Origin of the sequence: Paenibacillus sp. 2TAB26 (assembly GCF_052115145.1) — a bacterium.
Lineage (GTDB): Bacteria > Bacillota > Bacilli > Paenibacillales > Paenibacillaceae > Pristimantibacillus.
Map to the genome: position 1 here is coordinate 50,988 of NZ_JBFRGC010000018.1, position 26,019 is coordinate 77,006.

General features: G+C 45.0%; 16 protein-coding genes and 1 pseudogene. 5 read left to right on the forward strand and 12 right to left on the reverse strand.

Translation table 11 applies throughout. From position 1 onward, the window contains the following. Positions 1-9: 9 nt before the first annotated feature. The 7 genes from AB4Z50_RS20765 to AB4Z50_RS20795 form a co-directional block, all read right to left on the reverse strand. Entirely contained in the window at positions 10-4,512 is a 4,503-nt protein-coding gene (locus tag AB4Z50_RS20765; RefSeq protein ID WP_441881566.1) for a sugar-binding domain-containing protein, read from the reverse strand. A 78-nt stretch (positions 4,513-4,590) separates the two neighbouring features. After that, a complete protein-coding gene (locus tag AB4Z50_RS20770) occupies positions 4,591-8,973 on the reverse strand; it encodes a beta-L-arabinofuranosidase domain-containing protein (protein WP_441881568.1) in 4,383 nt (1,460 codons plus the stop codon). An 88-nt stretch (positions 8,974-9,061) separates the two neighbouring features. After that, positions 9,062-9,658, reverse strand: coding sequence for a TlpA family protein disulfide reductase (locus AB4Z50_RS20775; RefSeq protein WP_441881571.1), 597 nt, complete (start codon positions 9,656-9,658; stop codon positions 9,062-9,064). After that, positions 9,655-10,647 carry an S-layer homology domain-containing protein gene (locus AB4Z50_RS20780; protein ID WP_441881574.1) on the reverse strand — a complete coding sequence of 331 codons (993 nt, stop codon included), beginning with the start codon at positions 10,645-10,647 and terminating at the stop codon, positions 9,655-9,657. The genes AB4Z50_RS20775 and AB4Z50_RS20780 overlap by 4 nt, the downstream gene beginning before the upstream one ends. Before the next feature lie 236 nt (positions 10,648-10,883). Further along, positions 10,884-11,156 (reverse strand): DUF6171 family protein, encoded by a 273-nt coding sequence (locus AB4Z50_RS20785; protein ID WP_441881577.1) that lies wholly within the window; start codon positions 11,154-11,156, stop codon positions 10,884-10,886. A 14-nt stretch (positions 11,157-11,170) separates the two neighbouring features. Further along, entirely contained in the window at positions 11,171-12,664 is a 1,494-nt protein-coding gene (locus tag AB4Z50_RS20790; RefSeq protein WP_441881580.1) for an alpha-N-arabinofuranosidase, read from the reverse strand. Between the two features lie 181 nt (positions 12,665-12,845). Further along, positions 12,846-13,634 (reverse strand): alpha/beta hydrolase, encoded by a 789-nt coding sequence (locus AB4Z50_RS20795; protein ID WP_441881583.1) that lies wholly within the window; start codon positions 13,632-13,634, stop codon positions 12,846-12,848. A 243-nt stretch (positions 13,635-13,877) separates the two neighbouring features. Here AB4Z50_RS20795 and AB4Z50_RS20800 point away from each other — a divergent pair, with 243 nt between their 5' ends. Both AB4Z50_RS20800 and AB4Z50_RS20805 read left to right on the forward strand, forming a co-directional pair. Continuing rightward, entirely contained in the window at positions 13,878-14,858 is a 981-nt protein-coding gene (locus AB4Z50_RS20800; RefSeq protein ID WP_441881586.1) for an aldo/keto reductase, read from the forward strand. 165 nt (positions 14,859-15,023) lie between these two features. After that, complete coding sequence (locus AB4Z50_RS20805; protein ID WP_441881589.1) at positions 15,024-15,509, forward strand: C40 family peptidase; 486 nt, start codon at positions 15,024-15,026, stop codon at positions 15,507-15,509. A gap of 211 nt (positions 15,510-15,720) precedes the next feature. Here the strand turns inward: AB4Z50_RS20805 and AB4Z50_RS20810 are convergent, their stop codons facing one another. Further along, entirely contained in the window at positions 15,721-20,310 is a 4,590-nt protein-coding gene (locus AB4Z50_RS20810) for a LamG-like jellyroll fold domain-containing protein (protein ID WP_441881592.1), read from the reverse strand. A gap of 386 nt (positions 20,311-20,696) precedes the next feature. Continuing rightward, on the reverse strand, positions 20,697-21,338 hold the full coding sequence (locus tag AB4Z50_RS20815) for an ATP-dependent DNA ligase (RefSeq protein WP_441881595.1): 642 nt from the start codon (positions 21,336-21,338) through the stop codon (positions 20,697-20,699). A 133-nt stretch (positions 21,339-21,471) separates the two neighbouring features. Between AB4Z50_RS20815 and AB4Z50_RS20820 the strand changes: the two genes are divergently transcribed. Both AB4Z50_RS20820 and fabV read left to right on the forward strand, forming a co-directional pair. Continuing rightward, a complete protein-coding gene (locus AB4Z50_RS20820) occupies positions 21,472-21,681 on the forward strand; it encodes an alpha/beta-type small acid-soluble spore protein (protein WP_076266703.1) in 210 nt (69 codons plus the stop codon). Between the two features lie 204 nt (positions 21,682-21,885). Next, positions 21,886-23,076: an enoyl-ACP reductase FabV gene (gene fabV / locus AB4Z50_RS20825; RefSeq protein ID WP_441881599.1), complete on the forward strand. Its 1,191-nt coding sequence runs from the start codon at positions 21,886-21,888 to the stop codon at positions 23,074-23,076. A gap of 33 nt (positions 23,077-23,109) precedes the next feature. On the opposite strand, the pseudogene AB4Z50_RS20830 reads toward fabV, so the two are convergent. Both AB4Z50_RS20830 and AB4Z50_RS20835 read right to left on the reverse strand, forming a co-directional pair. After that, positions 23,110-23,301, reverse strand: a pseudogene (locus AB4Z50_RS20830) (hypothetical protein); the annotation flags it as partial. Between the two features lie 125 nt (positions 23,302-23,426). Then, positions 23,427-23,627 (reverse strand): cold-shock protein, encoded by a 201-nt coding sequence (locus AB4Z50_RS20835; RefSeq protein WP_054024035.1) that lies wholly within the window; start codon positions 23,625-23,627, stop codon positions 23,427-23,429. Between the two features lie 279 nt (positions 23,628-23,906). Between AB4Z50_RS20835 and AB4Z50_RS20840 the strand changes: the two genes are divergently transcribed. Next, complete coding sequence (locus AB4Z50_RS20840; RefSeq protein WP_441881603.1) at positions 23,907-24,671, forward strand: CAP domain-containing protein; 765 nt, start codon at positions 23,907-23,909, stop codon at positions 24,669-24,671. Positions 24,672-24,757: 86 nt separating this feature from the next. Here AB4Z50_RS20840 and hisC read toward each other — a convergent pair whose 3' ends face one another. Next, positions 24,758-25,867 (reverse strand): histidinol-phosphate transaminase, encoded by a 1,110-nt coding sequence (gene hisC / locus AB4Z50_RS20845; protein ID WP_441881606.1) that lies wholly within the window; start codon positions 25,865-25,867, stop codon positions 24,758-24,760. Positions 25,868-26,019 lie beyond the last annotated feature (152 nt).

Sequence of the window (26,019 nt, forward strand, 5' to 3'; positions counted from 1 at the left end):
AACGAAATGTTACCCCAGAATCCATCTTGCAAGCATCGCGATATCCACAATATCAATTTTGCCATCCGCATTTAGATCGGATTTCTTATATTGCGACCAATTCGGATCTGCGCTTGTTTTGCCATATGCAGCTGCTACGATGCCGAGGTCGCCAATTGATACCTTATTGTCGTTATTAATATCGCCTGACAATTTAGAAGCTTGGAACGTCGTCACTGCCGCACTTAGCTGAGCAATAGCTGCGCTCACTTGCGCTTCGCTTGCATTCGGGTTAACGGCAACGGCTTTCGCTGCGGCAATGGCTTCACCGAACGCTGCTTTTGCTGCTGCCGGATATTGACCAGGCTGTGTGCCGACTACCGCTCCATCATAAATGGCTTCCGCTGCGGCTATCGCCTGATTTAAGCCCGTCATATCAACAACGGCACTAATTTGCAGCGTATGGGATGTTGATTTTGCTTCAAGTTCTTCTCCCAAGCTATTAGCAACTATAAAGTCGCTAATTTGAATGGCTGTATTTCCTGTGCTCCCCGTAACAGCTGCCAAGAAGCTCAGCTTCAGCCATTCCGAATTGGCATCAATGCCTTTGCCTTGACCTGCCGCTACAATCCTCACCTTGCCTGGCTCGATAACCTTTTGCTCAAGGATGCTGAAATCCTGCTGCAAGGAGGCTGCGCCAGTCAGCGTTAATTTCGCAGCATCGAAGCTAACTGTTAAAATTTGCGCATACAGCTTTGAATATTTCTCCTCCGTTACGGCTGACAATCCAACCGTTGCATCGAAGGATTGACCCGCTTTCACCAGTGCCGCTCCGGCAATCGTAGCCGTCGCGTCTTTCACAGCAGGAGGTACAACAGAAGCTGCGAAATCAGCAACCGATTTGCTGAGTGCTGCCAACGCTGCATCTACTGCCGCTTGGTCTGCAGCTGCAAGAGCCAATACGTCTTTAGCTGTTGCGATTGAAGCAGCAAATGCATCTTTTGCAGACTGCGGATATTGACCGGGTTCTGTGCCTGCAACAGCGGAGTTAAGTTTGGCTTCAGCAGATACAACTGCCGCTTGAAGCGCTGTTTTATCCGACAATTGAACAGGACCAACCGAGAAATAATCAAAATTTGCTTGGACAGACGTTTTATCACCCGAAGATAGACCATAGAAACCGATTTTCAAATTGCTTAAATTAACGGTCATCGGGTCTGCCGCAGGTTTCCATGCACTGCCATCCCAATAGAAAGTAGAAACGACATTGCCTACCTTTTTGATTTGCAAATAGGACGTATCGTAACCTGGATGGCTGACCATGTTTGTCGCTTTAACATAAACCGCATTTTTCTCATATGCGGTTTCGAGGCTTTTGCCAGTTGTTGCTTCCGTATCCCAAACATGGCCAAGCTTGACGTAATTGTCCTCATTTTGCCAAATGAACAGGCCTGCTTGCTGGAAGTTTTTGCGTACTGGAGCTTCCACTTTTGTTGTAATGACGAAGTCGCCTGCTGGCGCATCCTTTAAAAAGATGTTCGGCAAGTTATTTGAATTTCCGAACGTGTCGCCTGGTGAAGTGTCCAAGCTTAAAAAGCCTGGTTTACGCGTCAGCGACCATTTGGAGTTGTCTGCCTTAAAGACTGACCAAGCACTGTCTAGCGACGCCTCATTAAACGGATCAACGGAAGAACCCGCTGGAATTGGATCGTTCACCGATACAAAAAATTGCTCACGTGCGCTTTGGAGAGATTTAAGAGCTGTTTGAATATGTGCAGGCATTGCAGCATCATTCTGAGCTGTTTCGCGGGCTGAATCAATGACAGCCTTAAAGGAATCAGCAGTCGATTGCTCATATTCGCCGGCTCCTGCACCCATTTTCGCGAGATTCAGCATGCCTTCTGCTCTGGCAATTTCAGCGAGCAAATCCCCTTTGGTTGCTGTGCCGATGAGCTCACGGTGCGCGGTCGCAATCCGATCAAAATCCATTTTTTCAACTTTGCGATCGTAAGACAATAGGCCGTTGATTTCATATTCCACATCTGTAATTTGTGTGTATATGGCTGCGCTCAGGCCTGATTCCTTCAGCTGCTTCAACCTGTTGATATAGGCAATATAAGTAGAAGTCAGCTGTTCCTTGCTATTCATTAATTGATAGGAAAATACGAGCGGACTCCATTCATGCCCCGGGACATGCAAGCCTAAACCGCCATATTCGCCAAGCACAGCTGCCCTTGTATCGCTGTAATTCGGAGCGCCGGGATCAGGATAGCGATGAATATCATTCAAATCGCCGACGCCCGCATCCCACCAGCCGCTTGTGCTGTTAACGAGCCTAGTCGAATCAAGGCTTTTTACATAGCTGGTAGCATCCTTCGTCATTTGCCCGCCTTGATCAAATTGTCCCCAGCCTTCATTAAACACCGTCCACACAATGATCGATGTCACGCTGCGCAATTGATCGACCATCTCTTTGTATTCTTTAAACCACTGCGTCTTCGTTGCTTGTGTAATATCTGACCCTTTATTTCCTTGACGATCCTCAAGGCTCGGCATATCCTGCCATACCAGTACGCCTAGCTTATCAGCCCAATAATACCAGCGAGCGGGCTCCACCTTAATATGCTTGCGGATCGTATTCATGCCGACGCGTTTGACCGCCTCAATATCAAATTTCAAGGCTTCGTCCGTAGGTGCCGTGTAAATGCCGTCCGGCCAAAAACCTTGATCGAGCGGCCCCATTTGGAAGACGAATTTCCCATTTACTAGCGGCCTTGTTATACCGTCTACCTTGCCGAGCGTAATCTCTCTCATGCCAAAATAGCTTGAAACCTCGTCTACCGTTTGTGCTCCATCCTTCAGATACACATTTAAATCATATAGATAAGGATCATCTGGGGACCAAAGCCGTGCATTTGGAACTGCCACAGCAATCTCAGCTCCAGCTGCTCCTGTTGCGGTTCCCACCACTTTTCCATTTTCCAAAACAACCGCTTCAATCGTTTGCCCTTCAACGCCGATAGCAGCTGCCTTCAGCTTCAAGATGCCGTTTTGAATATCTGTTGCCATGTCGAGTTTATCGATATGTGCAGCAGCTACAGGCTCAAGCCACACCGTTTGCCATATACCCGATACGGAGGTATACCAAATGCCGCCGAGTTTTTTGACCGTTTGCTTGCCAACCGCTTGGTCTGCTCCCATATCCGTCTCATCCAGAACATGCACGATAAGCTCATTGTCCCCAGGCACAAGATAATCCGTAATATCAAAGCTAAATGAGGTATAACCTCCCTTATGGCTGCCTACCGATTGTCCATTCACATACACCGTTGCCAAGTAATCAACCGCTCCAAAATTCAGCTTCACTCGCTTACCATCCCAGTTCTCAGGAACGTTAAAGGAGCGCTTATACCACATGAGATCCTCCACGCGGTTAATGCCCGAAAGCTTTGCTTCTGCTGCAAACGGAACAAGAATTTTCTCCTTCAGCACTTGACCTACAGGAACAGCTTCACCCTTCTGGGCTGCTTGGAACTCCCATTCCCCATTCAAATTCATCCATTTTTCACGCGCTAATTGTGGTCTTGGGTATTCAGGCAGTACGTTTTCTTTGTCTACATCCTCCGCCCAAGGGGACATGATCTGATATTTTGAACCATTGTAGACAGGTTTATCGAAGCTAGCTACAGCAGCTCCCGCCACCGTTTCCAGTCCGCCTTTGCCATCGTAGATTACTTTAACATTGCCTACATCCTTAGAGTACATTGGATCTTTCAGCAGTACGGTGACGACTTTATCGTCCCCATCCTTCAAAGCTGCCGACAGAATAGGCAAATCGCCCGTCACGATACGCAATTTCAGATGCTTAACAAATTCAGCAGTGATTGGCTTCAAAGATTCTTGGAATGGCAGCTCAACTTGCAAACCATCCTCGGACACGATACCTCCAAGCGCGAAACCGTCTGGCAAATAAAACGCTTCTGTTGGAACTGCCTCCTTCGCTAAGCTCTTGCTAGACCAGCGCAGGTGAACATTCGAGCCGCCCGTGTCTTCGAACAACTCCAGCTTAATGCTGTATTTCTGACCTGCAACCAAAGTGACAGGCTTTGAAGTTTGCTCTTTGTCCCAGTCCGCTATCCAGTGGTCGATCGTAAGCTTATTATCAACCCAAAGGCGGAAGCCATTATCACCAGTAATGTAAAAGGTATAGTCCTCAGAGAGCTTAGGCTGAATGAAACCCGTCCATCTGATGCCGACGCGATCTTCTTGTCCTGTAAACATTTTGATGGCCGGCTCTAAATTGGAAATATCCAAATTCGAATCGTAGCCAGCTCCTTTAAAGGTTCCAAAAGCAAAATTGGGCGGCCCTCCCGCAGTGAAATATTCAGCCATCAGCCCATGCTGCTGCGAAGCTGCCATTCCCCCTGCATCTGCTGCCGCAGCCCGGGGTGCAAAGGAGATTGCGGAAGCTACTATACTAAATATCATAGATAATGCCACAAGCGTACTCATTGTTTTTCTTATATTCAACATGAACGGAACCTCCAAAGATTCATAGTATCGATACCGAAATCTAGTGGAGGAAGTGATGCGCCTTCCCCCTTGTACCGTTTAGCCAAGAATCAACCGAGCGAGTAATGCAAGATCCTCAATATCCACTTTGCCATCATGATTCAAATCTGCTTTTTTGAACTGCTGCCAATTCGGATCGCTGCTGGATTTGCCATACGAATAAGCTACAATCGCCAAATCGCCAACTGTAATTTTATTATCATAATTCACGTCACCGTTACTTGGCTTAATGACACCGGCAAGGAAATCTTCTACTGCAGCATTCAGCTTCGTAATCGCGGCTGCAATTTCAGCTTTCGTTGCCTTCTCGTCATCAGCAACCAGCTTCGCTTTGTTGATAACCGATTGCAGCTGCTGCTTCATCGCAGGAGGATATTGTCCCGGTTCTGTTCCTGTTTCCGCTCCATCATACAAAGCTTGCGCTTGCGATAATGCCGCCAGCAGTGCAGACTTATCACCCGGAGCTGCCTGTATCTGAAGATGATGCTGAGCTTCAAGCAGAAGCAGCTCCTGCCCTTCTGCGTTTGCAAGCTTAACGCCTGTTACCGTTATAGAGGTATTTACCGTTTCATCTGCTATGCCAGCTCGGAAAGTCAACTTCAGCCAGTCTTCGTTTGGCGAAAGGGCTGCCCCCTCTCCAAAGGCTAATATCCGAATTTTGCCCGGCTCAAGCTCTTTAGGCTCAAGCACTTGCAGCCCTTCCCGTAGTGGTGCCGCACCCGAGAAGCTGAGCTTGCTTGGATCAAAGGTTACCGTAACGTCCTGTGCATAAACACTCTGATATACGCTGTCCGTAACATTTCGAACCGCTAAGGTAAGATTCAGATCAGCACCGCTCGGTACGTTTGCAGCACCTGTCAGTACAGCTGTCCCTTGATCCGAAGGCTCAACAGCTTCTTTACTGACTGCTGACAATGCGATGTAGTCTAGCTCATAAAAGCCTGGATTTGGTCCAGAACCCCGCATAAACTTGATCGAGTTAACCCCTTCCTTCAGCTCAACGTTGACGCTTGAAGCCATAAATCGACCCCAATTAATCGTCCCTGCGAGCTGCAAGGACTGCTCTTCGCCTTCATTAACCATAATTTTTGCAGCAGCTGGCTGGTAATTCCCCGTATTCTGCGCGTACCAAATAAACATTTTGTACGTCCCTGCTGCTGGAACCTCAACCTGATTAAAGTTAACGTAGCTGTCGGCATAGTCGATGCCGCCAACGTAGCTTGAGCCTGATGCATGCACATTACTGCTGCGAGCCGTCGCCTTGAACAGCTGGGCGTTTTCCGCCTCGTATTTATAAGGTTGAATGCCCGTTTCCTCAGTCACCTCAGGGAAATAAGTAACCCGCAGGTTTTCAGCTCCAAACGGAACAAGCGTAATTTCCTCCGTAGGCTCTGCGGAATATACAGGACCCACCGGCGGCTCTGCGGCTGATACCCCGTTAGCTGCTTTGCCCCATGACGGGATTCTCTTCCCTTTCGCAATTAGCTTAATCGGTGTAGTCTCCTGTATGAACGGATTTTCCGGCATATCGGATACGACGACCTGAATCGAGTCTGCTGGGTTGTCGCGATCAAGCAGCAAACCATAATTCCAAGGGGACTGCGCATTGATGCTGAATTCCTTGAAGCCAGGCGCCTTCACTTGTGGCGCTGGATTAGACTGCTCTACCCAGTTCTCATCGATTTTCAGAGAGAATACGAGTGGTCCTCGTTCGATGCCAATCGAATTATTGACCCAAGTCGACGTTTTGAGCTCCATTGGCAGCGTCAATACAACGGTATCGCCTTTTGTCCATTGCCGATCAATCGTAAAATATTGCCCGGATATTACGGCCTCTTGCGGCTGCCCATTCACCGTGATAACTGCTTTGTCCGTCCATTCCGGAATACGCAGCTTCAGCGGGAAATTCACACTCTTGGACGCTTCCTCAATCGTAAACCGAATTTGATCCTCGAACGGATAGTTCGTCGTTTCCTTAACGGTTACATTCGCCCCATTGATTTTGGCTGATACACGGCTCGGTCCATAGGCAATAACGCCAAGCCCGCCATCCGAAGTACCCGCCCACATGTCCTTCACAAAATAAGGCCAGCCCATATGCATATTGAAACGACAGCAAGGATAACCCGAATAAGGCGACTGTACGGTGCCATTTCCGTAATTTTGCTTAAAGCCATGATCGGTTACGCCGCTTTGTACTTGATTCGGCAGCGAATAGTATTGATGGGTTTTAATATCCTTGCTCATAGCACCCGGAAGCGAATTAAAAGTAATTTTCTCCAGCGCATCTCCGATTGCCGGATCACCGGTAATCATGGCGGCAACCGCGTTGCTGTGTACCCGCTCCACAATGGCACAAAGCTCAACCCCTTGCGTTGAAGCTAACCCTGCGAGCATCTCTGTTCCTGAATTCATGCCGGTAATTTGATTGTGTGATTGATTCAGATGCTCTACGCCTGCTTGAAATGCAAGCTTATCTGCTTCATTGTTCGATAGTTGATAATAAATAGAGGGGGTTTTAATCGATTGATTGACGTTGACTGTATGCTGCGAGTAAAAGTTATCAGGATTAATCTTAGCGGCTGTTAAAAAATGGTCGTTCGTAAAAATGTCAGTCTCATCACCGCCTTGCTTATGCAGCTTCTCAGCGAGCTGCAGCAGAAACTCATCTCCTGTACGGTTGTACAGCCAGAGCACGACATTCATATTGTCGCCGCTGCGGATTTGTCCCCAATCCTTAAGCGGACGCTGGTCTAGATTGTTCAGCTGGTAATGAAAATAATTCGTAAGAAAGGAGATCACTCGCTTATCATTTGTCGCCTCGTAATAATCCTTGAGCACATAAATAGCAACCATGCGCGGCCACCAATCATTGTCGCTGGCAGGACCGAAGAAGCCGTCATCACGCTGGCTATTCAACATCCAATTGACCCATTTTTGCGATTTTGCAATCAGCTCCGGATCGTCAAGCGTATAAGCGAGCGCGACCAATCCCTTCACATAATAGATAGGGCGTTCCCAGTTCGATTCTGGCGCTGTTCCACCCAGCCACTCCGAATTTGTGCTGAGCTCTCCGTATAAATCTTCTGCGTAGCCGGTTGCACCATCCTTCATTAGCTCTAATTGCTTAAGCAGCCAACCATCAGCTTTGACCGATCCAAGCGGAAGCGGCACAAACGGTGTTTGTACAAGCGGATCTTTATTTTTGACCAGCTCTTGGAACGACTCCGCCGGTACGGCATAGTCTGTTGCAATAAAATTGTCAAATAGCGGCTCAGACTCATCCGCCCATACCCCAATGCCGCCTGAGGTAAACTTTTGTTCACTGTCATCGGTGTATTCCAGAATGGAATTGTGCATATCGTCCACATATATTTTGATGCCATTCCCATAGGTTACAACCTTCAATTGATAAAACTTGTTCGCAGTGACCGTATCCAGCGCCTTAACGACTTTAAGATCGGTCCACTTATCCGTTAGCCGGCGAAGAACCAAGTTTCCATCATTTCGCAGTCCTGCAAAATAACCTTGGGGCACCTTTCCCTCACCGCTTAGCTTAGTTCGAAACAAAAGTCCTGCCGTACCCGCAGCTAGCGGCAGCTTAATATCGGTCTCCACTGTAAAATCGGTGAACACCGTATCTTTTACGAGTAAAGCCTGATTTGCGCCAGCGTTTACGGTTATCCCACCCGATTGCAATTTCCACTCGCCTTGAGCAGCATGCCAACTCGGCAATGTGAGCCCATCCACTGGGGCATCAAATGAATCCGTAAATGCGAGCTCCCCCTTATCATTTGAAAGTTTGAGATTGTCATAGGTCGGCTGGGATTGGTAAAGCCTTACGCCGACCTGACCTTTCGTATAGGTCGTATCCGATTGTTCCAATACCAGCTTATCATCGACATAAAACTTAATTTGCGATCCGGCAACGCTAACTTTAAAGTGATAAACTACATTAGGATTAATCGCTATCGAAGTCCGCTTCAACTCAGTCCATTTGTTGTCCATACGGCCTAGAAATACGCTGCCCGTTCCTTGCGCGGAAATGCCTGCGTAATAACCTTTCACATTGTCCGCCCCTGGCGCTGCGCTAACCGTTCGGAAAAGCAATCCCGCATCACCACTTCGACTGGCAAGGCTTATATCTGCCTCAATGGTGCCATCTTGTATTTCGGTTTGCTTAACCAAAGCTTTAGATCCCGATCCGCTTTCTCCGGTCATTTTGCCATTTGCCGTTGACCAAATTCCATCGATGACCGTCCAATTTTCATTAATGATGGAACGATTGAAATGATCCTCGAAAAAAACCGGCTCTGCTCCAGTCGCAGCTTCTACATGAACTGCTGGCAAAAAAATGCTTACATACATTGAAAAAATGAGCGGTAAAACAATCATTGATTTCAGCCTGGCACTGAACCGCATCCAGCTTCACTCCTCAATCATAGTTCTTGCAATCGCAAGCTCATGCTAAGCTTGCGTTTCAATTCAGCTGCTAGCAGATGATGCAAGCTCACCTCCCCTCCGTTAACATTTCCAGCTTGCTCTCAAACTCCATCGGATCTATCAAATGAAACGTATCCAGTACCGTGCCGTCCGTATCGATAATAAATGTTGTTGGCAGCGCATGCAGCTCGTATAAGTAAGAGGCACGTTTATTGGCATCCAGTAAATTCGTAAACCGCCATTCATTTTCCTCGATGAACGTTTCAATGGCGCTTGCTTGTTTTTCTTCTGATGATAGATTCACGCCGTAGAAATCGACCTTATCTTCATATCTCTCATGCAGCTTCTTTAAGGTGGGAGCTTCAACACTGCATGCCTCACACCAGCTCGCCCAAAACTGCAATACAATCGGTTTATCTTCTGCACCCGCTACGGTGTGGGTTGTTCCGTTCAGATCCTTGAGCGTAAAGGCAGGCGCCTTCACTCCTGAAGTCGCTTTGCGGTGCAAAGCAGCTTCCTGATTCACGCTTAATACGCTCTCCAGCGCGGATGCATCCAGCTTATCGCCTGCATTGCCGCTCGTTTGATCCGAATTTAATATGAAAAACAAACCCAATACCGTAGCTGACAAAAAAACGGAAATCACTAGAATCGTTTTTTTCATTGCTTTGAGTCAATCAAAGCAAGCAAGAGAGTAACGGCTTCAGCCCGAGTCGCATTAGCGCTTGGTGCAAACTTATTTTCGCCTCTGCCTTTGATGATGCCCGCTTCAGCAGCCATCGTTACAGAAGGCTCCGCCCAAGCTGGAATTTGGCTCCGATCTGCAAACGACGATTTTTTCGCCTGATCAACCTTCCATTCGAGCGCTCTAACGACCATTACCGCAATCTCCGCACGATTAATTGGCTTGCTAGGGCGGAATGTATTGTCCTCGTACCCTGTTATAATGCCAGCTTTTACTGCAGTTCCAACGAAAGCGGAAGCCCAGCTTGGTATGCTGCCTGCATCTTTAAACGATATATCTGCTGCAAGATCAGCCTTCAAATCTAGTGCTCGGACGAGCATCGCTGCAAATTCCGCTCGGGTAACCTGTGCATTTGGTTTAAAGGTTCCGTCCGTATAACCATTAACAAAACCTAGCTGAACAGCCCGCTCAATGGATGCGATTGCCCAGTGTCCCGTAATATCTTTGAATGACGCCGCTGAATTTCCAAGGTTAGCGGTAAGCTTCACATTAGGCTTCAGATTACTGGAATCGAGGGTGCTTTTTACAAGCTTCGCATCCGTGAGCTTTACCTCGGTATCTCCATTTCCTATTGGCTCGAATAGAAAGCTGGATAATACGCTTTTACCATTCTCGCCTGCTTTGTTCCCTATCTTCGTCGCAGCAAACACAATTTGATTGCCTTCGACGATCGGCGATATCGAGAATCCTGCAATGCTGCTGCTGGCACTTTTAAAACGAAGCTTCTTTGCATCAAATGACAGCTTTACCTCATAAGCGTACATATCGGTTAGCTTATCCGCAGTAACGACGATTTTAATATCTTTATCCGATTTCTCCTGGGTAAGTGCGAACACCGGCGTATCCGCTGCAAACGCAAAGCTTGGGAGTGCCATAGCAAGCAATAAAACGATCAAACCAGCCGACATAAAACGCTTACATTTCTTCAATGAAATCGTCCCTTTCATCTACATAGAATAGTAATGAGAGATGTGCATAACCATTTAGCAATCCAATCGATAGTTTTATTGTACAAAGATGAATTTGGAATGTATTTGCAATATCAGGTTAAAAGTTATGAATTTCCGCCGTTCCTTTTTAAAAATAAATAGAGCTGCTCTCTATATAGACAGAGAGCAGCTCTAAGATCCTTATTCATATATTTTCATGCATATTTCGACCAGCGGCTATCCCCAGGATTCGGACAAGCACGTTCTTTATATTTGGCGGCAATACGTACGAAACACCCGCATACGATACATGTCGTACCATATTGAAACTTCGGGCAGTTTCTACATTGCTTCAAGCGCTGCTCGTACACATCATCCGGCACACTAATTTCGGACTGGAACATCGGCGCCGCCAAAATCCGATCGATCTGCTCATCAGTGACAAGGTAATCATCACGACAGCCTTTGCACGCATTTTTGCTGCTCATTGCTGGTGGTATCCCTATTCCGAGATCAGCTCTAGCACCGTTACCGACATTGGCGAGAGCTTCGCGCTAATTTTTGACCCATTAACAGTGAAAGCTTGAAATGCGGTTGGCGCAACAGCTTCCGGATTTTCAAACGTGTTGTGCGCGTCCTTAGCGGAAGCTGAAAGCTCTGTACCCGAAACCTTAAGCCCTGCACCTGCTAGGCCGCGAAGATCAATCTCCACATCCGCTCCGGACTGATTGTCCAAATTACACAAACTTACATGGATGCGGCCACTCGCGTCCTTTGAAGCAGATACGGATACTTGCGGAATCTTCTGGTCATTGTGCGCATAATCCTGACTGTCAATTGACGTGGTAAGAAGCGTTGCATCCTGATGCACCTTATACATATCAAAAACGTGATACGTTGGCGTCAGCACCATTTTCTCTCCCTCAGTCAAAATGACCGATTGCAGCACATTGATCACCTGAGCAATGTTAGCCATTTGTACCCGGTCACAATGATCGTGGAAGATATGAAGCGTAATTCCAGCAACCAACGCATCACGAATCGTGTTTTGCTGATACAGGAACCCTGGATTTGTACCCGGCTCCACATCGTACCACGTACCCCATTCATCAACAATAAGGCCAACTCGCTTCTTCGGATCATAACGATCCATAATAGCCGAATGACGTGTAATCAGCTCGTCCATATAAAATGTTTTCTTCAATGTACCGTACCATTCATCCTCGGAGAAACCTGTTGCTGGACCTTTTTGTGTCCAAAACTCCCCTGGAATGGTGTAATAATGCAGCGATATCGCATCCATCATCCCATGTGCTTCCCGCATGACAACGTCCATCCAGCGGTAATCATCTACGTTTGGACCGCAAGCGATCTTATGGATTTTGTTATCGCCATAATTGCGCACATAGGTTTGATATCTGCGATACAGATCTGCATAATATTCAGGACGCATGTTGCCGCCGCAGCCCCAGTTCTCGTTGCCGACGCCAAAATATTTCACGTTCCACGGCTTTTCCCTGCCGTTTTCTGTACGCAATTCTGCCATTGGCGATACGCCGTCAAATGTCATGTACTCTACCCACTCCGACATTTCCTGAACGGTGCCGCTGCCCACGTTGCCTGAGATATAAGGCTCGCATTCCAGCATTTCACACAGCATCAAAAACTCATGCGTGCCAAAATGATTGTTCTCAACAACACCGCCCCAGTGGGTGTTGATCATCTGCTTGCGCGACTCACGTGGTCCAATGCCATCCTTCCAATGATATTCGTCCGCGAAGCAGCCGCCCGGCCAACGAAGAACTGGAATTTTCAGCTGCTTAAGCGCTGCGACTACATCATTGCGAATCCCGTTTGTGTTCGGAATAGGAGAATCCTCGCCTACCCATATCCCTTCATAAATACAACGTCCCAAATGCTCAGAGAAATGTCCATAAATATTGCGATTAATCGTACCTGCAGCCAAATCAGCGTTAATGGTTATACGGTTTGCCAAATAAATCGACCTCGCTTCAATATAATAGAATAAATAGACTTTGATAAATAGTTGGATTAATACATTTATTCATCCATATACTCATACATTAATCCTAACCAAATCATAATGGTAGCGGATACATTTTGCAACCCTTCGAATAAAAAAAAGCTACCAGCCTCTCGGCATGATAGCTTCCTTCTTATTCGTTTTGTTTTGGCAGCCATTCTAAGAACTGCTGGATATGCGTGTCCCAATAGCTCCATTCATGATTGCCTGGACCTTCAACATAAGTTAAAGGATAATTCGCCTGCTCGCTCGCATTACGGAAGGCGATATTATCATTGTATAGAAAATCCTCCGTACCACAGCATTGATAGAGCAGAGGCTTAGCCGCCGAATCCAGCTTGGCACTCCCCGCTACAAGATGCAGCAAATCATCATCCGTGCCTTTAATTTCTTTATCACCATATATGAGATGGAACAGACGCTTCAGATCAGTCATTTCGCTCCGTTTCACCATATCCGCCATATCCAGCGCACCGGATAAGCTGCCAGCTGCGGCAAAACGATCCGGATGCCTTAATGCCCATTTGAATGCTCCATAACCGCCCATCGATAAGCCCGCGACAAAATTATCTTCACGGGCATCAGATAGAGGGAAGAAAGAACGAGCAACGGCCGGAAGCTCTTCGGTTAGAAACGTCCAATATTTATTGCCATATGCCATATCCGTATAAAAGCTTTGATGCACATTCGGCATGATAACCGCAAAACCCTGCTCGGCTACATAACGTTCAATAGAAGTTCTGCGCATCCAAATGGTATCATCATCAGACAAGCCATGCAGTAAATATAACGTTTTATGAAGCTTCTGACTGCTGCGATTATTCATACCAATTTGCGATGTCGTCTGCTGCGGCAAAATAACGGTCATCGATGTACTGAGGCCCAGTGCCTCAGAAAAAAAGTTGCAAGTAATGAGTGCCAAACGATATTCCTCCTATTAATAGATATGCTCTGTTTATCAACTTACTCTAATGATATGTAATACTAGTAATGTAGCATCTATATGAAGCGCTTGCAATCTATCATATGAAACGGCGATGCTTCCATGTCCTATACGCCCTAAGGTTAGTTAGTGAACTTTTTTTCAGTGCTTATATGTACAGAAATAGAAAGGTATAATAGAAGTCGTCACAGAGTGAATATAAATTTTGGAGGTTGATTACGAATGAAAATGATGCCAATAGAGCGTCGTGGAATATCCGACAGCCGTCTCGTGTTAGGCTGTATGGGGTTTGGCGGAAGCTGGGATCTTGCAGACCCGATTACACCTGATCATATCAAGCAAGCAGAGGAAGCGATAGAAGCCGCGCTATCAATCGGCATTACGATGTATGATCATGCGGACATTTACACAAGAGGCAAAGCAGAATCCGTATTCGGTCAAATTCTTAAAAAGCAGCCCAAGCTTCGTGAGCAGCTCGTTATTCAATCTAAAGTAGGCATTCAGCTATCCGATGGCATTTTACCTGGACGCTTCAATTTCTCGCAAGAGCATATCTTATCGTCTGTCGATGGCATATTGGAGAGGCTTGGCACAGAATACTTAGATGTTTTGCTGCTTCATCGCCCTGATCCGCTTATGGAGCCGGATGAAATTGCAGAAGCTTTTACGAAGCTGAAATTATCCGGCAAGGTTCGCAACTTTGGCGTATCCAATATGAGCCCAGGACAAATTCGTTTCCTGCAGCGCTCGCTGCCTGATCCTATTGTCGTAAATCAGCTGGAAATGAGTCTACTCCGTCATGATTTCATCGATCAAGGTGTGCATGTCAATCAAAAGGCAGGTTTAAAAGACAACTTTGCTGAAGGTCTTATGGAATTGATGCAAATGGAAAATATACAAATTCAAGCATGGGGGCCTCTGGCACAGGGGAAATTTTCTGGAAGAGTATCCGAGAACGCAACGGAGTCAGAATTGAAAACAGCTGCTCTCGTACAACAAATAGCTGAAGAAAATGAAACGACACCGGAAGCCATCGTACTAGCTTGGTTAATGAAGCATCCCGCTCGCATTCAGCCTGTAATCGGCACTGTTAATCCTAAGCGGATAGCAGCCTGCAAGGATGCGGTGAAGCAATCGGAACTTATGACGAGAGAGCAATGGTACACGCTTCTAGTAAGCGCAAGAGGCATAAATATGCCTTAATTCGCGGGAATACGCGGATTATTAATATTTTTTCATTTAATTCTCATAATCGCTCATAATCCTTATAATACCTGCCCTTTTGTTCTCATGAGTGAAAATAGCCCTTTTGCGGATGTGTTATAGTCATAATACATAAAACGAAACGCGGAGGGACAACCTGACAGCATGAGAAAATTACACCTACTGAAATCGATTGCCAAAGCAGGCATTTGCAGCGCTATCGTCATATCGGCATTCACAATCGGAACTTTTGCTCCAAAGGCACATGCAGCTACACCTGAAACACTTAATCTTGTTTCTACAGGAAAAGAATTTATCGGCACTCCATATAAATTCGGTGCACCGGYAGGCGTTACATACGCATTTGACTGTTCATCTTTTACTCAATTTTTGTTCAAAGGACTTGATGTTTCTCTTCCACGCACATCTGTAGCACAAGCTACGGTTGGCGAGAAGGTTCCTAAGGGTTCACTCAGCATGGGCGATCTTGTCTTCTTTAAAACGAATGGCAAGACGATCAGCCATGTCGCTATTTATGCAGGCAACAACAAAATTATCCACAGCGCTACAAGCACTGGTGTTACCGTGTCGGACATGACCTCCAGCTACTGGTCCAAAAGTTATGTTACAGCAAGACGCGTCACAAATTAATTTTATAATATAGAACTTGGCTGTTATCGCCCTTTGCGATAGCAGCTTTTTTTCTGTTTATCGTGAATCAATCGCTAGCTTCTATAACATTCTTAACCATATATACGGGATATGAAACAATAAGATTATATTCTTTCTATTATGGATGAAATGAATAAAAAATAGACATGCAGTACCTTCATTAGGTTTGCATGTCTATTTCATTATTTTTTTAACGGCTGCTGAGTGCAAATTCAGCAGCTATTTGCTCTGCCGTCAGCGCTTTACTATAAATTTTCAACTCATCTACTGCGCCTTTAAACGGAGTATCCCAATAGTTTACCCCCACGCCAAATACACCGCTATTATTAGTAAACACATTTGGGAAGCCGGAGCCTGTAAACTTTTCTTTTCCATTAATATACACCTTGGCTGTGCCGTTATTAACGGTAAATGCAATATGCGTCCATTGTCCAATGCTGATTTTCAGCCCTGTACTCGCATCATACCAAGCAGTGCCAGACCAAAGCATCGTGTCGCTGTTGACTGGGCCTCTTGGCACGAAGCTAATCCAGCTTTCATTCGTTCTTGATCCAAAAAATGCAGTCGCAAAGTTGGTCGCCTCCGCAGGATTAAGCCACATGGAAACCGAATAAACGTTGCCTTCAATTATTCCGTCTGGCAAACGAATGCCAGAAGCACCGTCCAATACAGCCGCTGACCCCAAGATGCCTGTACCAAACGTAATGCTGCCTCCCGTATTATCTACTCTATTTCCTGTAATCGTACCCGCAGATACACGCCCTAATGAATCCATTAGATTCGAGTTAAAAGCATAATAAGCATTTTCACCATCCGTTACATGTACAACATAGGTCGCTGTTTTATGTCCGGCGTCATCAGCTGTTGCAGTTATTGTAGTTGTTCCGAGTGCAACTGCTGTTACTTGCCCTGTAGCTGCATTCACGATAGCGATGCTGGAATCGGCTGAAGACCAAGTAATCGACTTATTAGCTGCATTCACTGGTAAAACATTGACTTCAGGCAAATAAGTTGTGCCAATCGCTAGCGACTTCTCCGCAGCATCAAGCTGAATTTGTGCAACTAGAACAGAGGCATCCGGCTCTCCAAAAGCCAACCACCCTATTTTCTCTGCATGTAAAGCCACATCGTAAATACGAACCTCATCGATGAGACCTTTATAAGGGGTGTCCCAATAATTGACCCCTAGTGCAAACAAACCGTGCTTGTCTGTAAACACATTTGGCATTCCTGTACCGGAATATTTCTTAATCCCGTTGATGAATATTTGTGTCTCGCCGTTTTTCACTGTAAATGCAATATGTGTCCACTCATTCAGCTTGATTTGGATACCTGTAGATGCATCATACCAAGCTTCACCTGACCACAGCATCGTATTATTTTTCGCAAAATCATGCCCTCTTGGCATAAAGCTGATCCAGCTTTGCGGCGTTTGTGCACCGAAGAAAGCTGGAGCAATGTTTGCTGCCTCGGCAGGGTTCAGCCACATCGATACGGTATATTCATTTGTTGAAATTAAGCCCTCCGGCAAAAGAACACCTGACGCGCCGTTAAAGCTAGCTGCCTTTCCTTTGCCCGTCGTTCCATCTACAAACGAAATTTCTCCGCCTGTACGATCAATTCGGTCGCCCGTGATCGTTCCTGCCGCCATTATGCCCGTCATCTCTTCAAGATTATTCTCAAAATTGTACTGAGCAACTAATCCATCGGCTAGCGGACTTTCATTATGCTGTTGAACTATAAGTGTGAACGTTTTGGATGCGGTTGCGCTGCCTAACGTTATCGTTGCTGTTAATTGCACCGCTGCATCGCCGGAACCTGCGCTAGGCCTTGTTACAGCCCCACTTGCCGTTACGACTGATACATTCGAAGACTCCCATGTAATCGGCCAATGGTTTGCAGCTTTCACAGGAAGGCTGACATCATTATATATGCGGCTTGTATCGCCTAGCGTTAACCTATTAACTGCATTCGCAGCGAGTTCTTGATCAGTTAACGCTGCCAATTGACTTCCCCAAACAGCAGCGCCTTTGCCTGACAAAGCGCTAAAAGCCAAGATGTATACATTCGAAGTAGGGTCCCATTGGCGAATGAATATCCCTTTGTATGTCGTCTGAACAGGAACGTCATTTACAAGCTCATCAACTTTCAGGTTCGCATAATAGTCGCCATCTAGTTCCCAAGTTCCGGTCACAGCCCCTGTAATTTTGCCGTCCTGCTCCAGCTTAATGTAAACAGAAGGTTTAATCTCCTTCGTAATCTCTTTGCCGTGGTTAATATAATGATAAGCGCCAACGACATCGCTTTCGGAAATTTTGCCAATCGTCTCACCCGTGTAACGATGTGGAGCGACCACTGGCCAGCCATCTTCGTTCATAAACATCTGATGCACACGAACCTCATGGCCTTCCCCGCGGTAAGGGAACCGACTGTGAAAGATGTTGAACAGCTTACCATTTGATTCATCGTAGTAAGTCGAGTTATGGCCTGCAGATACATAACCATAGGTAGGGAAGTTCGCTTGTCCATTTAAGTTGCTGAAAATAAAATTACCAAAGCTCTTCACGCCATACGGTTCAATTGCCGCATCTTTAAAGAATGAACCCTCTGGACCGTGAGCCTGAATCATATCCTGACCTTCATAATCCACATAAGGTCCATCCGGCTTTAAGGAACGAGATATTCTCATATTGTAGCCGCCAACCGAATCTAATCCTCCAAATGTCACAAATAAATAATAGTAGCCGCTATTCGGATGATATTGGATGTAAGGCGCTTCAATACGGCTGTGATTTTGACCCATCAATCGTTTGCCATAACCTTGATTTTCTAATGGAAAACCGGTTTCGGCATTCATCTCTAAAATAAAAATTCCGCCTGAGTATGAGCCATAAACCATCCATAATCGGCCATCCTTATCAAAAAACGTATCGGGATCAACAGCATTCGGATGTTTTGTACCGTCATAAGCCGTACCTTCAGCGCTTATTCCTTTGCCTGATTTCAGGAAGATGCCTTTATTCACATATGGCCCTTCGATATTATCCGCAACTGCAACCCCGAGTGCTGAGAGCGGTTGATCTCCTTTGCATGCATTGTAATACATGTAAAACTTGCCATCTGCAAGCTGAATGACATCAGCAGCCCATAGCGTATCCGTTTCTGCCCAGCCGAGCGCCTCAGCCAATTCCTTTTTCACATTGCTTTCAGCACTCTTGAACAGTTTATTCGTTTCCGTCACGCCTGAATCAATTAACGACCAGCTCATGAGATCATTCGATTTGGCAGCCGCCAAATGCGAGCCAAATACGTAATACGTTTCGTCAACTTTAATAACGGATGGATCGTGAACCGATACATTTTCAAAAGTTGGCGTCGGCGTCGGTGTCGAAGTAGGAGTTGTTGTTGGCGCAGGAGTTGTTGTTGGCGCAGGAGTTGTTGTTGGCACAGGTGTTTCATTTCCACCACCATTACCACCAGCAGCAGAAATCGTTGCTGCCTCTCGCTCAAGCTTAGCCTCATTCTCACTATTGCTTGTCACTTTGCCTTTGCCTGTAACTTTGAGCTTACCGTCAAACAGAATGATAATCTCTTTAATTTCCGCGRCCTCATTCACATGCAAGGCTGCTTTTTGCTCCACTATCATTTTACTTATGATGCCTTTCAGTAATTTAATAGCAGGTAAAGATAATGCAGAAATCTCAACCATATCGAAGTTTCCGTCCAGCTCAATGGTTGCATCCGCTGCTGTATCCTTCTCAATCAATACATTTTTGAAGCCATCACCTGTTAAATCGGCTGCCTCTTCAAGCTTAACGCCTGAAATGGTGAATACTTGACCAACGGTTGTTGTTCCTTGGGTTACCATTCGCAGCTTGCCATTCTTTTTATCAACAAAAATTTGCGCGATATCCGAATCCTTTATTTTAATGCTGTTTTGGCCTCCTCCAAATACCTTCACTACTCCTTTTACTTTGACATTGTCGAGTATGACATCCCCTTCGGCGATGCCTTCGGTTAAATATAAATTTCCTTCAATAGTTGTATTTTTTAACGTAATATTCGCTGTATTAATGATTATGTTTTTGCTTGTAACATCCGCATATGTGCCCACTTGATTCAATATCTCTCCAGAAATATTGTTTATTAGCCGCAGCGCCTCAGCTCTTGTAATCTTGTTAGTTGGTTTAAATGTTTGATCTTTATACCCTGTTGCGTATCCTTCCATAACGAGCGCGTTCACGGCTTCCTTACTCCATGAAGGCAATGAGCCTAGATCCGTAAGAGCGCTTTCATTTTTGGCCACACTACTCAATCGAAATACTCTAACTAAGATAACGGCAGCCTCTTGACGTGAAATGGAATCGCCCGGACGGATCGTTCCGTCGCTGTAACCGGAAATATATCCTGCCGCATCCGCCTTCTTCATTTCACTGTAAAAAGAACTCGATGCAGATACATCAGAGAAAACAATCTCTTCCTCATCAACAAAACGAAACACCCGATTCATCAGAGTCATAAATTCCACTCGACTAATCGCTTGATCTGGCTTAAAATTCCCATCTCCATAACCCTGGATAAGCTGTTTCTCGTACCAGGCTGTAAAATCCTTTTCCGCCCAGTGGCCTTTCACATCGGATTTGATTTTGCTTTGGTTTGCACGATCCAAGGTACTCTGAACGGGTACTGTATTACCTTCAGCAGCCACAATTAATGGTGCAGGTACAAGTAATAAACAAACAAGAACCAATGCAATCCGTTTGCTAAAATATTTGAGCATCGCATAACTCCCCTTTCGATTGAAAATCATGTTTCATTCATCATGATGGCAACATCAGTAAATCGAACGATATGCTCCCATTCACCTCACATTCCCTATTCCTGCATAACCTTTAACCAACGAATAACAATTAAACTAATCGATTACTAATTTTGTTAACGTTTACATTGTAACGACAAACGCTGTAAATCGTCAATAGAAAATATATAAAAGATATAAGTTAGTTCCACTCCCACTCCCCTTCTAGTACGGCAGTATTCCATTCCTTCGTTTTAGAAATAAACGCAAAAAAAATGCCATCAGCTTTTGCCGACAGCATTCATCTCACTCACTATAAAATCATTTACGCATATTCGTTGTTATTAATAAAAATATTAATAACACCTTTACTCAGCAATTGAGGTTTTTTTCTGATTTGAAGCCATCGATAACGATTTATAATTATCATTTATCACCTTTAGCCAGCTCTCCTGACGACCCTCAGCGTAGATGCTATCCTTGCGCTTGCAGGCAATGCCCTCCAAATCCGATCTTCTTACAAGATCAAAAATAGCTGCACCCTCTCGCTCCACGTACAGCATCTTTTTGAAATAGGCATTATCCTCCAAAATATATTCCAGCAGCCGCTTTCGCTCAAGCAGCGGTTTCTGCCTTAAATCAAGCCCGTTGTAATAAAGAATATCAAATACAAAAAACTGGACCGGCTTCATCCTTTTGGCTTCACGGATACTCGGCTCCTTCTTCAGCCTGTAGCGTTCCTGCAGTGACTCGAACTCAATCGCTCCTGTAAATGGGTTTACATAGGTTACCTCGCCATCTAACAGAACATCCGCAGGCTCCCTCAGCGGTACATTATGTAATTCGGGATACTGCCGCGTAACTTCATTGAAATGCCGAGTATATAAAGCAGCCTTGCTTCCTATAAAGGAGAGCTGTAGGCGGTGTCCATCCAATAGGGGTTCAAATATAAAATCATCATCATCAAAAGGTTTTTCATATTCCGTTAATAACATGGGTTCCACAAACATTACGGCGCCCCCTTTCCGTTTAACCATTTTAGCATGATTTCACTTCAAAAATAGGAGGTAAATTTAGGTGAAAGATATGAATAAACTCTCACTCGTATCCACATAATAGGTTCAAGAAGGAGGCTGAGAAAAGATGGCAAATCGTACGAATCAACTTCTTATACCGCAAGCCCGTGCAGCTCTAGAGCAGCTTAAATATGAAGTGGCCCAAGAGCTTGGCATTCAACTTCCGCAAGACGGATATTATGGCAATATGACCACTCGCGATATGGGCTCTATCGGCGGATTAATTACACGCCGGCTCGTTCAAATGGCTGAACAGCAGCTGTCAGGACGTCGTTAATTTCTACATAAATAAGCGCCAAGAATGCAGAGATGCTTTCTTGGCGCTTATTTATTTGAGAAAAAATAAGAAATTGTGCAAATAAATGCTTTTGTCACGAATGGAGAACTTCCCTTCTTCCATAAAAATCGGTAAAATGGGAGAGAGTTGTCCCGTTACATAACGCATACAAACAAATTCCATTATGGAAAGGAATATTCTAATATGATTATTCAACCAAAAACTCGTGGCTTTATTTGTACGACAGCACATCCTGAGGGCTGCGCACAACAAGTACAGCGTCAAATCGATTACGTAAACGCTCAACCAAGCATTGAAGGCCCGCGCAACGTGCTCGTCATTGGAGCTTCAACAGGTTATGGTCTTGCTTCACGTATCGTTTCTTCTTTCGCTGCTGGCGCTAATACAATTGGCGTTTATTTTGACAAAGCTGCTGAAGGCGCACGCACAGCATCCGCTGGCTGGTACAATTCCGCTGCTTTCGAGGAAGCTGCTGCAGCTGCTGGACGCAAATCTTTCAGCATCGTTGGAGATGCTTTCTCTGATGAAATTAAAGCAAAAACAATCGACTTGATCCGTACGGAACTAGGTAAAATTGATCTTGTTGTCTACAGCGTTGCTTCCCCGCGCCGTACGCATCCAAAAACAGGCGAAACGTTCTCTTCCGTTATCAAGCCGCTTGGCGGCACGTATTCGAACAAAACCGTTAACTTCCATAACGGCGATGTAACGCAAGCTACAATCGAGCCGGCAACAGAAGACGAGCTTCGTCAAACGATTGCTGTTATGGGCGGCGAGGACTGGCAGATGTGGATTGACGAGCTTGAGAAAGCTGGAGCGCTTGCTGAAGGCGCAACTACAGTTGCTTACTCTTACATTGGACCTGAAATTACACATGCAGTTTATCGTGAAGGTACAATTGGCGCTGCTAAAAATGATCTAGAAGCTACGGCTCACCGCCTTAATGAACAGCTCAGCACAAATGGCGGTCGCGCATTCGTTTCCGTTAACAAAGCGCTCGTAACGCAATCAAGCTCCGCGATTCCAGTGGTGCCGCTTTATATTTCCGCCCTTTATAAAGTGATGAAAGAAAAAGGCATTCATGAGGGCTGCATTGAGCAAATGTATCGTTTATTCTCAGATCGTCTATACGGCAAAAATGAGACACTGGTTGATGAAAAAGGCCTTATCCGCGTTGATGATTGGGAGATGAGACCAGAAATCCAAGCTGAGGTTGCCGATGTTTGGGCTAAGCTCTCTACAGAAAATGTTTATGATCTTTCTGATCTTGAAGGTTATCGTCTTGAATTTTTCCAGCTATTCGGTTTCGAGACAGATGGCATCGATTATGAAGCAGACGTTAATCCAGAAGTAAACATTCCAAATCTTCGCTAATATTTCCACTATAAAACCAATTCGAGCGTTTATTCACTCGAGTTGGTTTTTTTGTGTTTGCTGGTGCAAATACATTACTGGTATGGCCACTGCTATAAGGATCATACCCATAAAAGCGGGTGCGGCATGACCAAATGATACATAGATTTGACCTCCAATGATTGGCCCAATCATTCTGGCTAAGGCTTGAATAGATTGGCTGCCTCCTTGGATTCTCCCTTCGTCTACATACCTATACCTTACCAAAAACAAAAACAGAGTGGTAGTCCTGCTCCCACTCCGAAAATTTATAACTTGATTAATGTATAAAAAAAACCCCTTAACCGAAGTTAAGGGGTTTTGATTTAATACTATAGTTTTACAACGTTTTCTGCTTGTGGTCCACGGTTGCCTTGAGTTACGTTGAACTCAACGCGTTGACCTTCGTCAAGTGATTTGAAACCGTCGCCTTGGATTGCGGAGAAATGTACGAATACGTCATTGCCGCCTTCTACTTCGATAAAACCGAAGCCTTTCTCTGCGTTAAACCATTTTACTGTACCTTGTTCCATAATTGATTACCTCCAAAAGTATATTAACATGTTTTTTCCAGAAAAACTAAAAATCACACATTGAAAAAGATATCATCATACAAATGACAACCTTTTCAATGAGTGAATTCAAGGTTAAATTTGTTGTTTGTATTGATAATATACCATAGGCATTTGTAATAAGCAAGTCTTCATTTTAAAAAAGATCAAATCCCTTTTTTCTCCGGGATAACAACCGCTTGGTCAGGAAATTATATATCGGGTAGCAAGCACACTATTCTAACGTTGAGGAGTATGTACATGCGGAAATTTTTCATTTTAGCTTTACTTATTTTAGCTGTAGGCTGTTCGTCAAATCCAAGGATGTCAACCAATAAGCACTCTGCTCTTGGTTACACATCAACCAAAACACCTATTATTACGTCAACGCCACACACAACCCAGGCCTCTTCAATCTCTACACCGATGATGAAGAATCCTACTGTTTCAATGAAGGGCTCGCAGTATAACAACATTCCAGATTGGCTGTTGGGCGATGGAGCAAATGGACTCGTTAATAAGTACCCTTATCCATTTCCGTCTCAATACCCTGGTCAAAACCCAGCTCAACAACCAACGACACAGAATCCAACAACTCAAAACCCGACCACTCAGAATCCAACGACTCAAAATCCAGCGGAGAAAGCTCCTTCTTCCTCTGGACAATATGAACAACAGGTGCTCCAACTGGTCAATTCTGAACGATCAAAATCAGGGTTGCCTGCACTCAGCATGGATGGCTCTTTATCCAAAATGGCTTTGGTCAAAGCACAGGATATGATTAACAACAACTACTTTGATCATAATTCACCAACTTATGGTTCTCCCTTCGACATGATGAAACAATTCAATATTACGTACAGTTCTGCTGGTGAAAATATTGCTAAAGGTCAGCCTACTCCTGATCAAGTAATGAAGGATTGGATGAACAGCCCTGGGCACCGCGCAAATATTTTGAAATCCAGTTTCACTAAAATTGGAGTAGGGTATTACCAAGGTGCATGGGTTCAAGAATTTACTGGTTAATCGCATCGATCAAAAAAAGAGCAGCCGACGAATTTCCACTCGTTGGCTGCTCTTACTAAAATCGCAGCATAATTATTTACTAAAGATTAAACCGAACCAAGTATTTCGCTTAATGCGGCAATAAACTGATCATTTTCTTCGGGCATACCTATTGAGATACGCACATGGAGCGGCAAGCCCCACGTTTTTCCGTGGCGAACGATAATCCCTTTAGCCATTAAACGCATGTAGATGGACTCCGATTCTGGCCCAAGCTCAGCAAGTACAAAGTTAGTCATACTTTGCGTATATTTGATTCCAAGCTGGTCAAATGAAGCGTACATACGCTCACGTTCCTTGGCAACCAGTGCTTGCGAACTTAAAACATGCTCTTCATCACCGATCGCTGCAGCTGCAGCTGTCTGGGCAAGTGCATTAACATTAAACGGCTCCTTCACTTGAAGAATGCTCTGAATAATTTGCTGAGGAGCAGCCCCATAACCTACTCGAATACCTGCAAGACCGTAAATTTTCGAAAAGGTTTTTAGCACGATGAGCGGGTAGCCTGCTCTTACAAATGCCATTCCATCCGAATACAGCTCCTCCGAAACGTAGTGGCTGTAAGCTGTATCGAGCATAACCATGATACGTTTTGGGATTGAATCGAGTATATATTTCAAATCTTTTTGAGCTACATAAGTACCTGTTGGATTATTTGGAGAACATAGATATATAATTTTGGTACGATCAGTCACTGCAGCAACAATAGCTTCTGCATCATATTGAAAAGCATCATTGAGCGGGACAACGATTGTTTTAGCTCCCATCAGCTGAGCACCAAACTCATATTCACTAAATGTAGGTCCCGGCACAATAATTTCATCACCCGCATCCAAAAAAGCTTCTGCTACAAGCGTGATGAGCTCATCTCCGCCGTTAGTAACAATGACTTGATCTGCATGGAGGTCGTAATAATCGGCAATGGTTTTCTTCAATAATTGAGACTGGTTGTCAGGATAACGATGAAGATCAGTCAAGGCGGTTTGGATGGCTTCAATCGCTTTTGGAGAAGGTCCTAATGGATTTTCATTTGAGGCCAGCTTAATTACATGCTGCAGGCCATATTCGCTCTGAACCTCCCAAATCGGTTTACCTGGCGAGTAGGGCTTCATCACTTCCAAAGCCTTTCGTGGTTTAACTTCAATTTTCTCGTTCATACATTTCACCCTTACTAAATAAAGTCAAAACCTTTATTACGATAATACATTAATCCTTTCTCGCAGTAAAGAGTTAATGCGAGATAAGATTGTCGAAATAATGACCAAATTCCCGCTCCAGCAGTATCGTATTGAACATTAAGAAAAGGAGG

Bases quoted from the DNA above. Each gene is read 5' to 3' on its own strand.
- AB4Z50_RS20765 (WP_441881566.1), bottom strand. From the start codon at position 4,512: ATGTTGAATATAAGAAAAACAATGAGTACGCTTGTGGCATTATCTATG.
- AB4Z50_RS20770 (WP_441881568.1), bottom strand. From the start codon at position 8,973: ATGCGGTTCAGTGCCAGGCTGAAATCAATGATTGTTTTACCGCTCATT.
- AB4Z50_RS20775 (WP_441881571.1), bottom strand. From the start codon at position 9,658: ATGAAAAAAACGATTCTAGTGATTTCCGTTTTTTTGTCAGCTACGGTA.
- AB4Z50_RS20780 (WP_441881574.1), bottom strand. From the start codon at position 10,647: ATGTCGGCTGGTTTGATCGTTTTATTGCTTGCTATGGCACTCCCAAGC.
- AB4Z50_RS20785 (WP_441881577.1), bottom strand. From the start codon at position 11,156: ATGAGCAGCAAAAATGCGTGCAAAGGCTGTCGTGATGATTACCTTGTC.
- AB4Z50_RS20800 (WP_441881586.1), top strand. From the start codon at position 13,878: ATGAAAATGATGCCAATAGAGCGTCGTGGAATATCCGACAGCCGTCTC.
- AB4Z50_RS20815 (WP_441881595.1), bottom strand. From the start codon at position 21,338: ATGTTTGTGGAACCCATGTTATTAACGGAATATGAAAAACCTTTTGAT.
- AB4Z50_RS20820 (WP_076266703.1), top strand. From the start codon at position 21,472: ATGGCAAATCGTACGAATCAACTTCTTATACCGCAAGCCCGTGCAGCT.
- fabV (WP_441881599.1), top strand. From the start codon at position 21,886: ATGATTATTCAACCAAAAACTCGTGGCTTTATTTGTACGACAGCACAT.
- AB4Z50_RS20835 (WP_054024035.1), bottom strand. From the start codon at position 23,627: ATGGAACAAGGTACAGTAAAATGGTTTAACGCAGAGAAAGGCTTCGGT.
- AB4Z50_RS20840 (WP_441881603.1), top strand. From the start codon at position 23,907: ATGCGGAAATTTTTCATTTTAGCTTTACTTATTTTAGCTGTAGGCTGT.
- hisC (WP_441881606.1), bottom strand. From the start codon at position 25,867: ATGAACGAGAAAATTGAAGTTAAACCACGAAAGGCTTTGGAAGTGATG.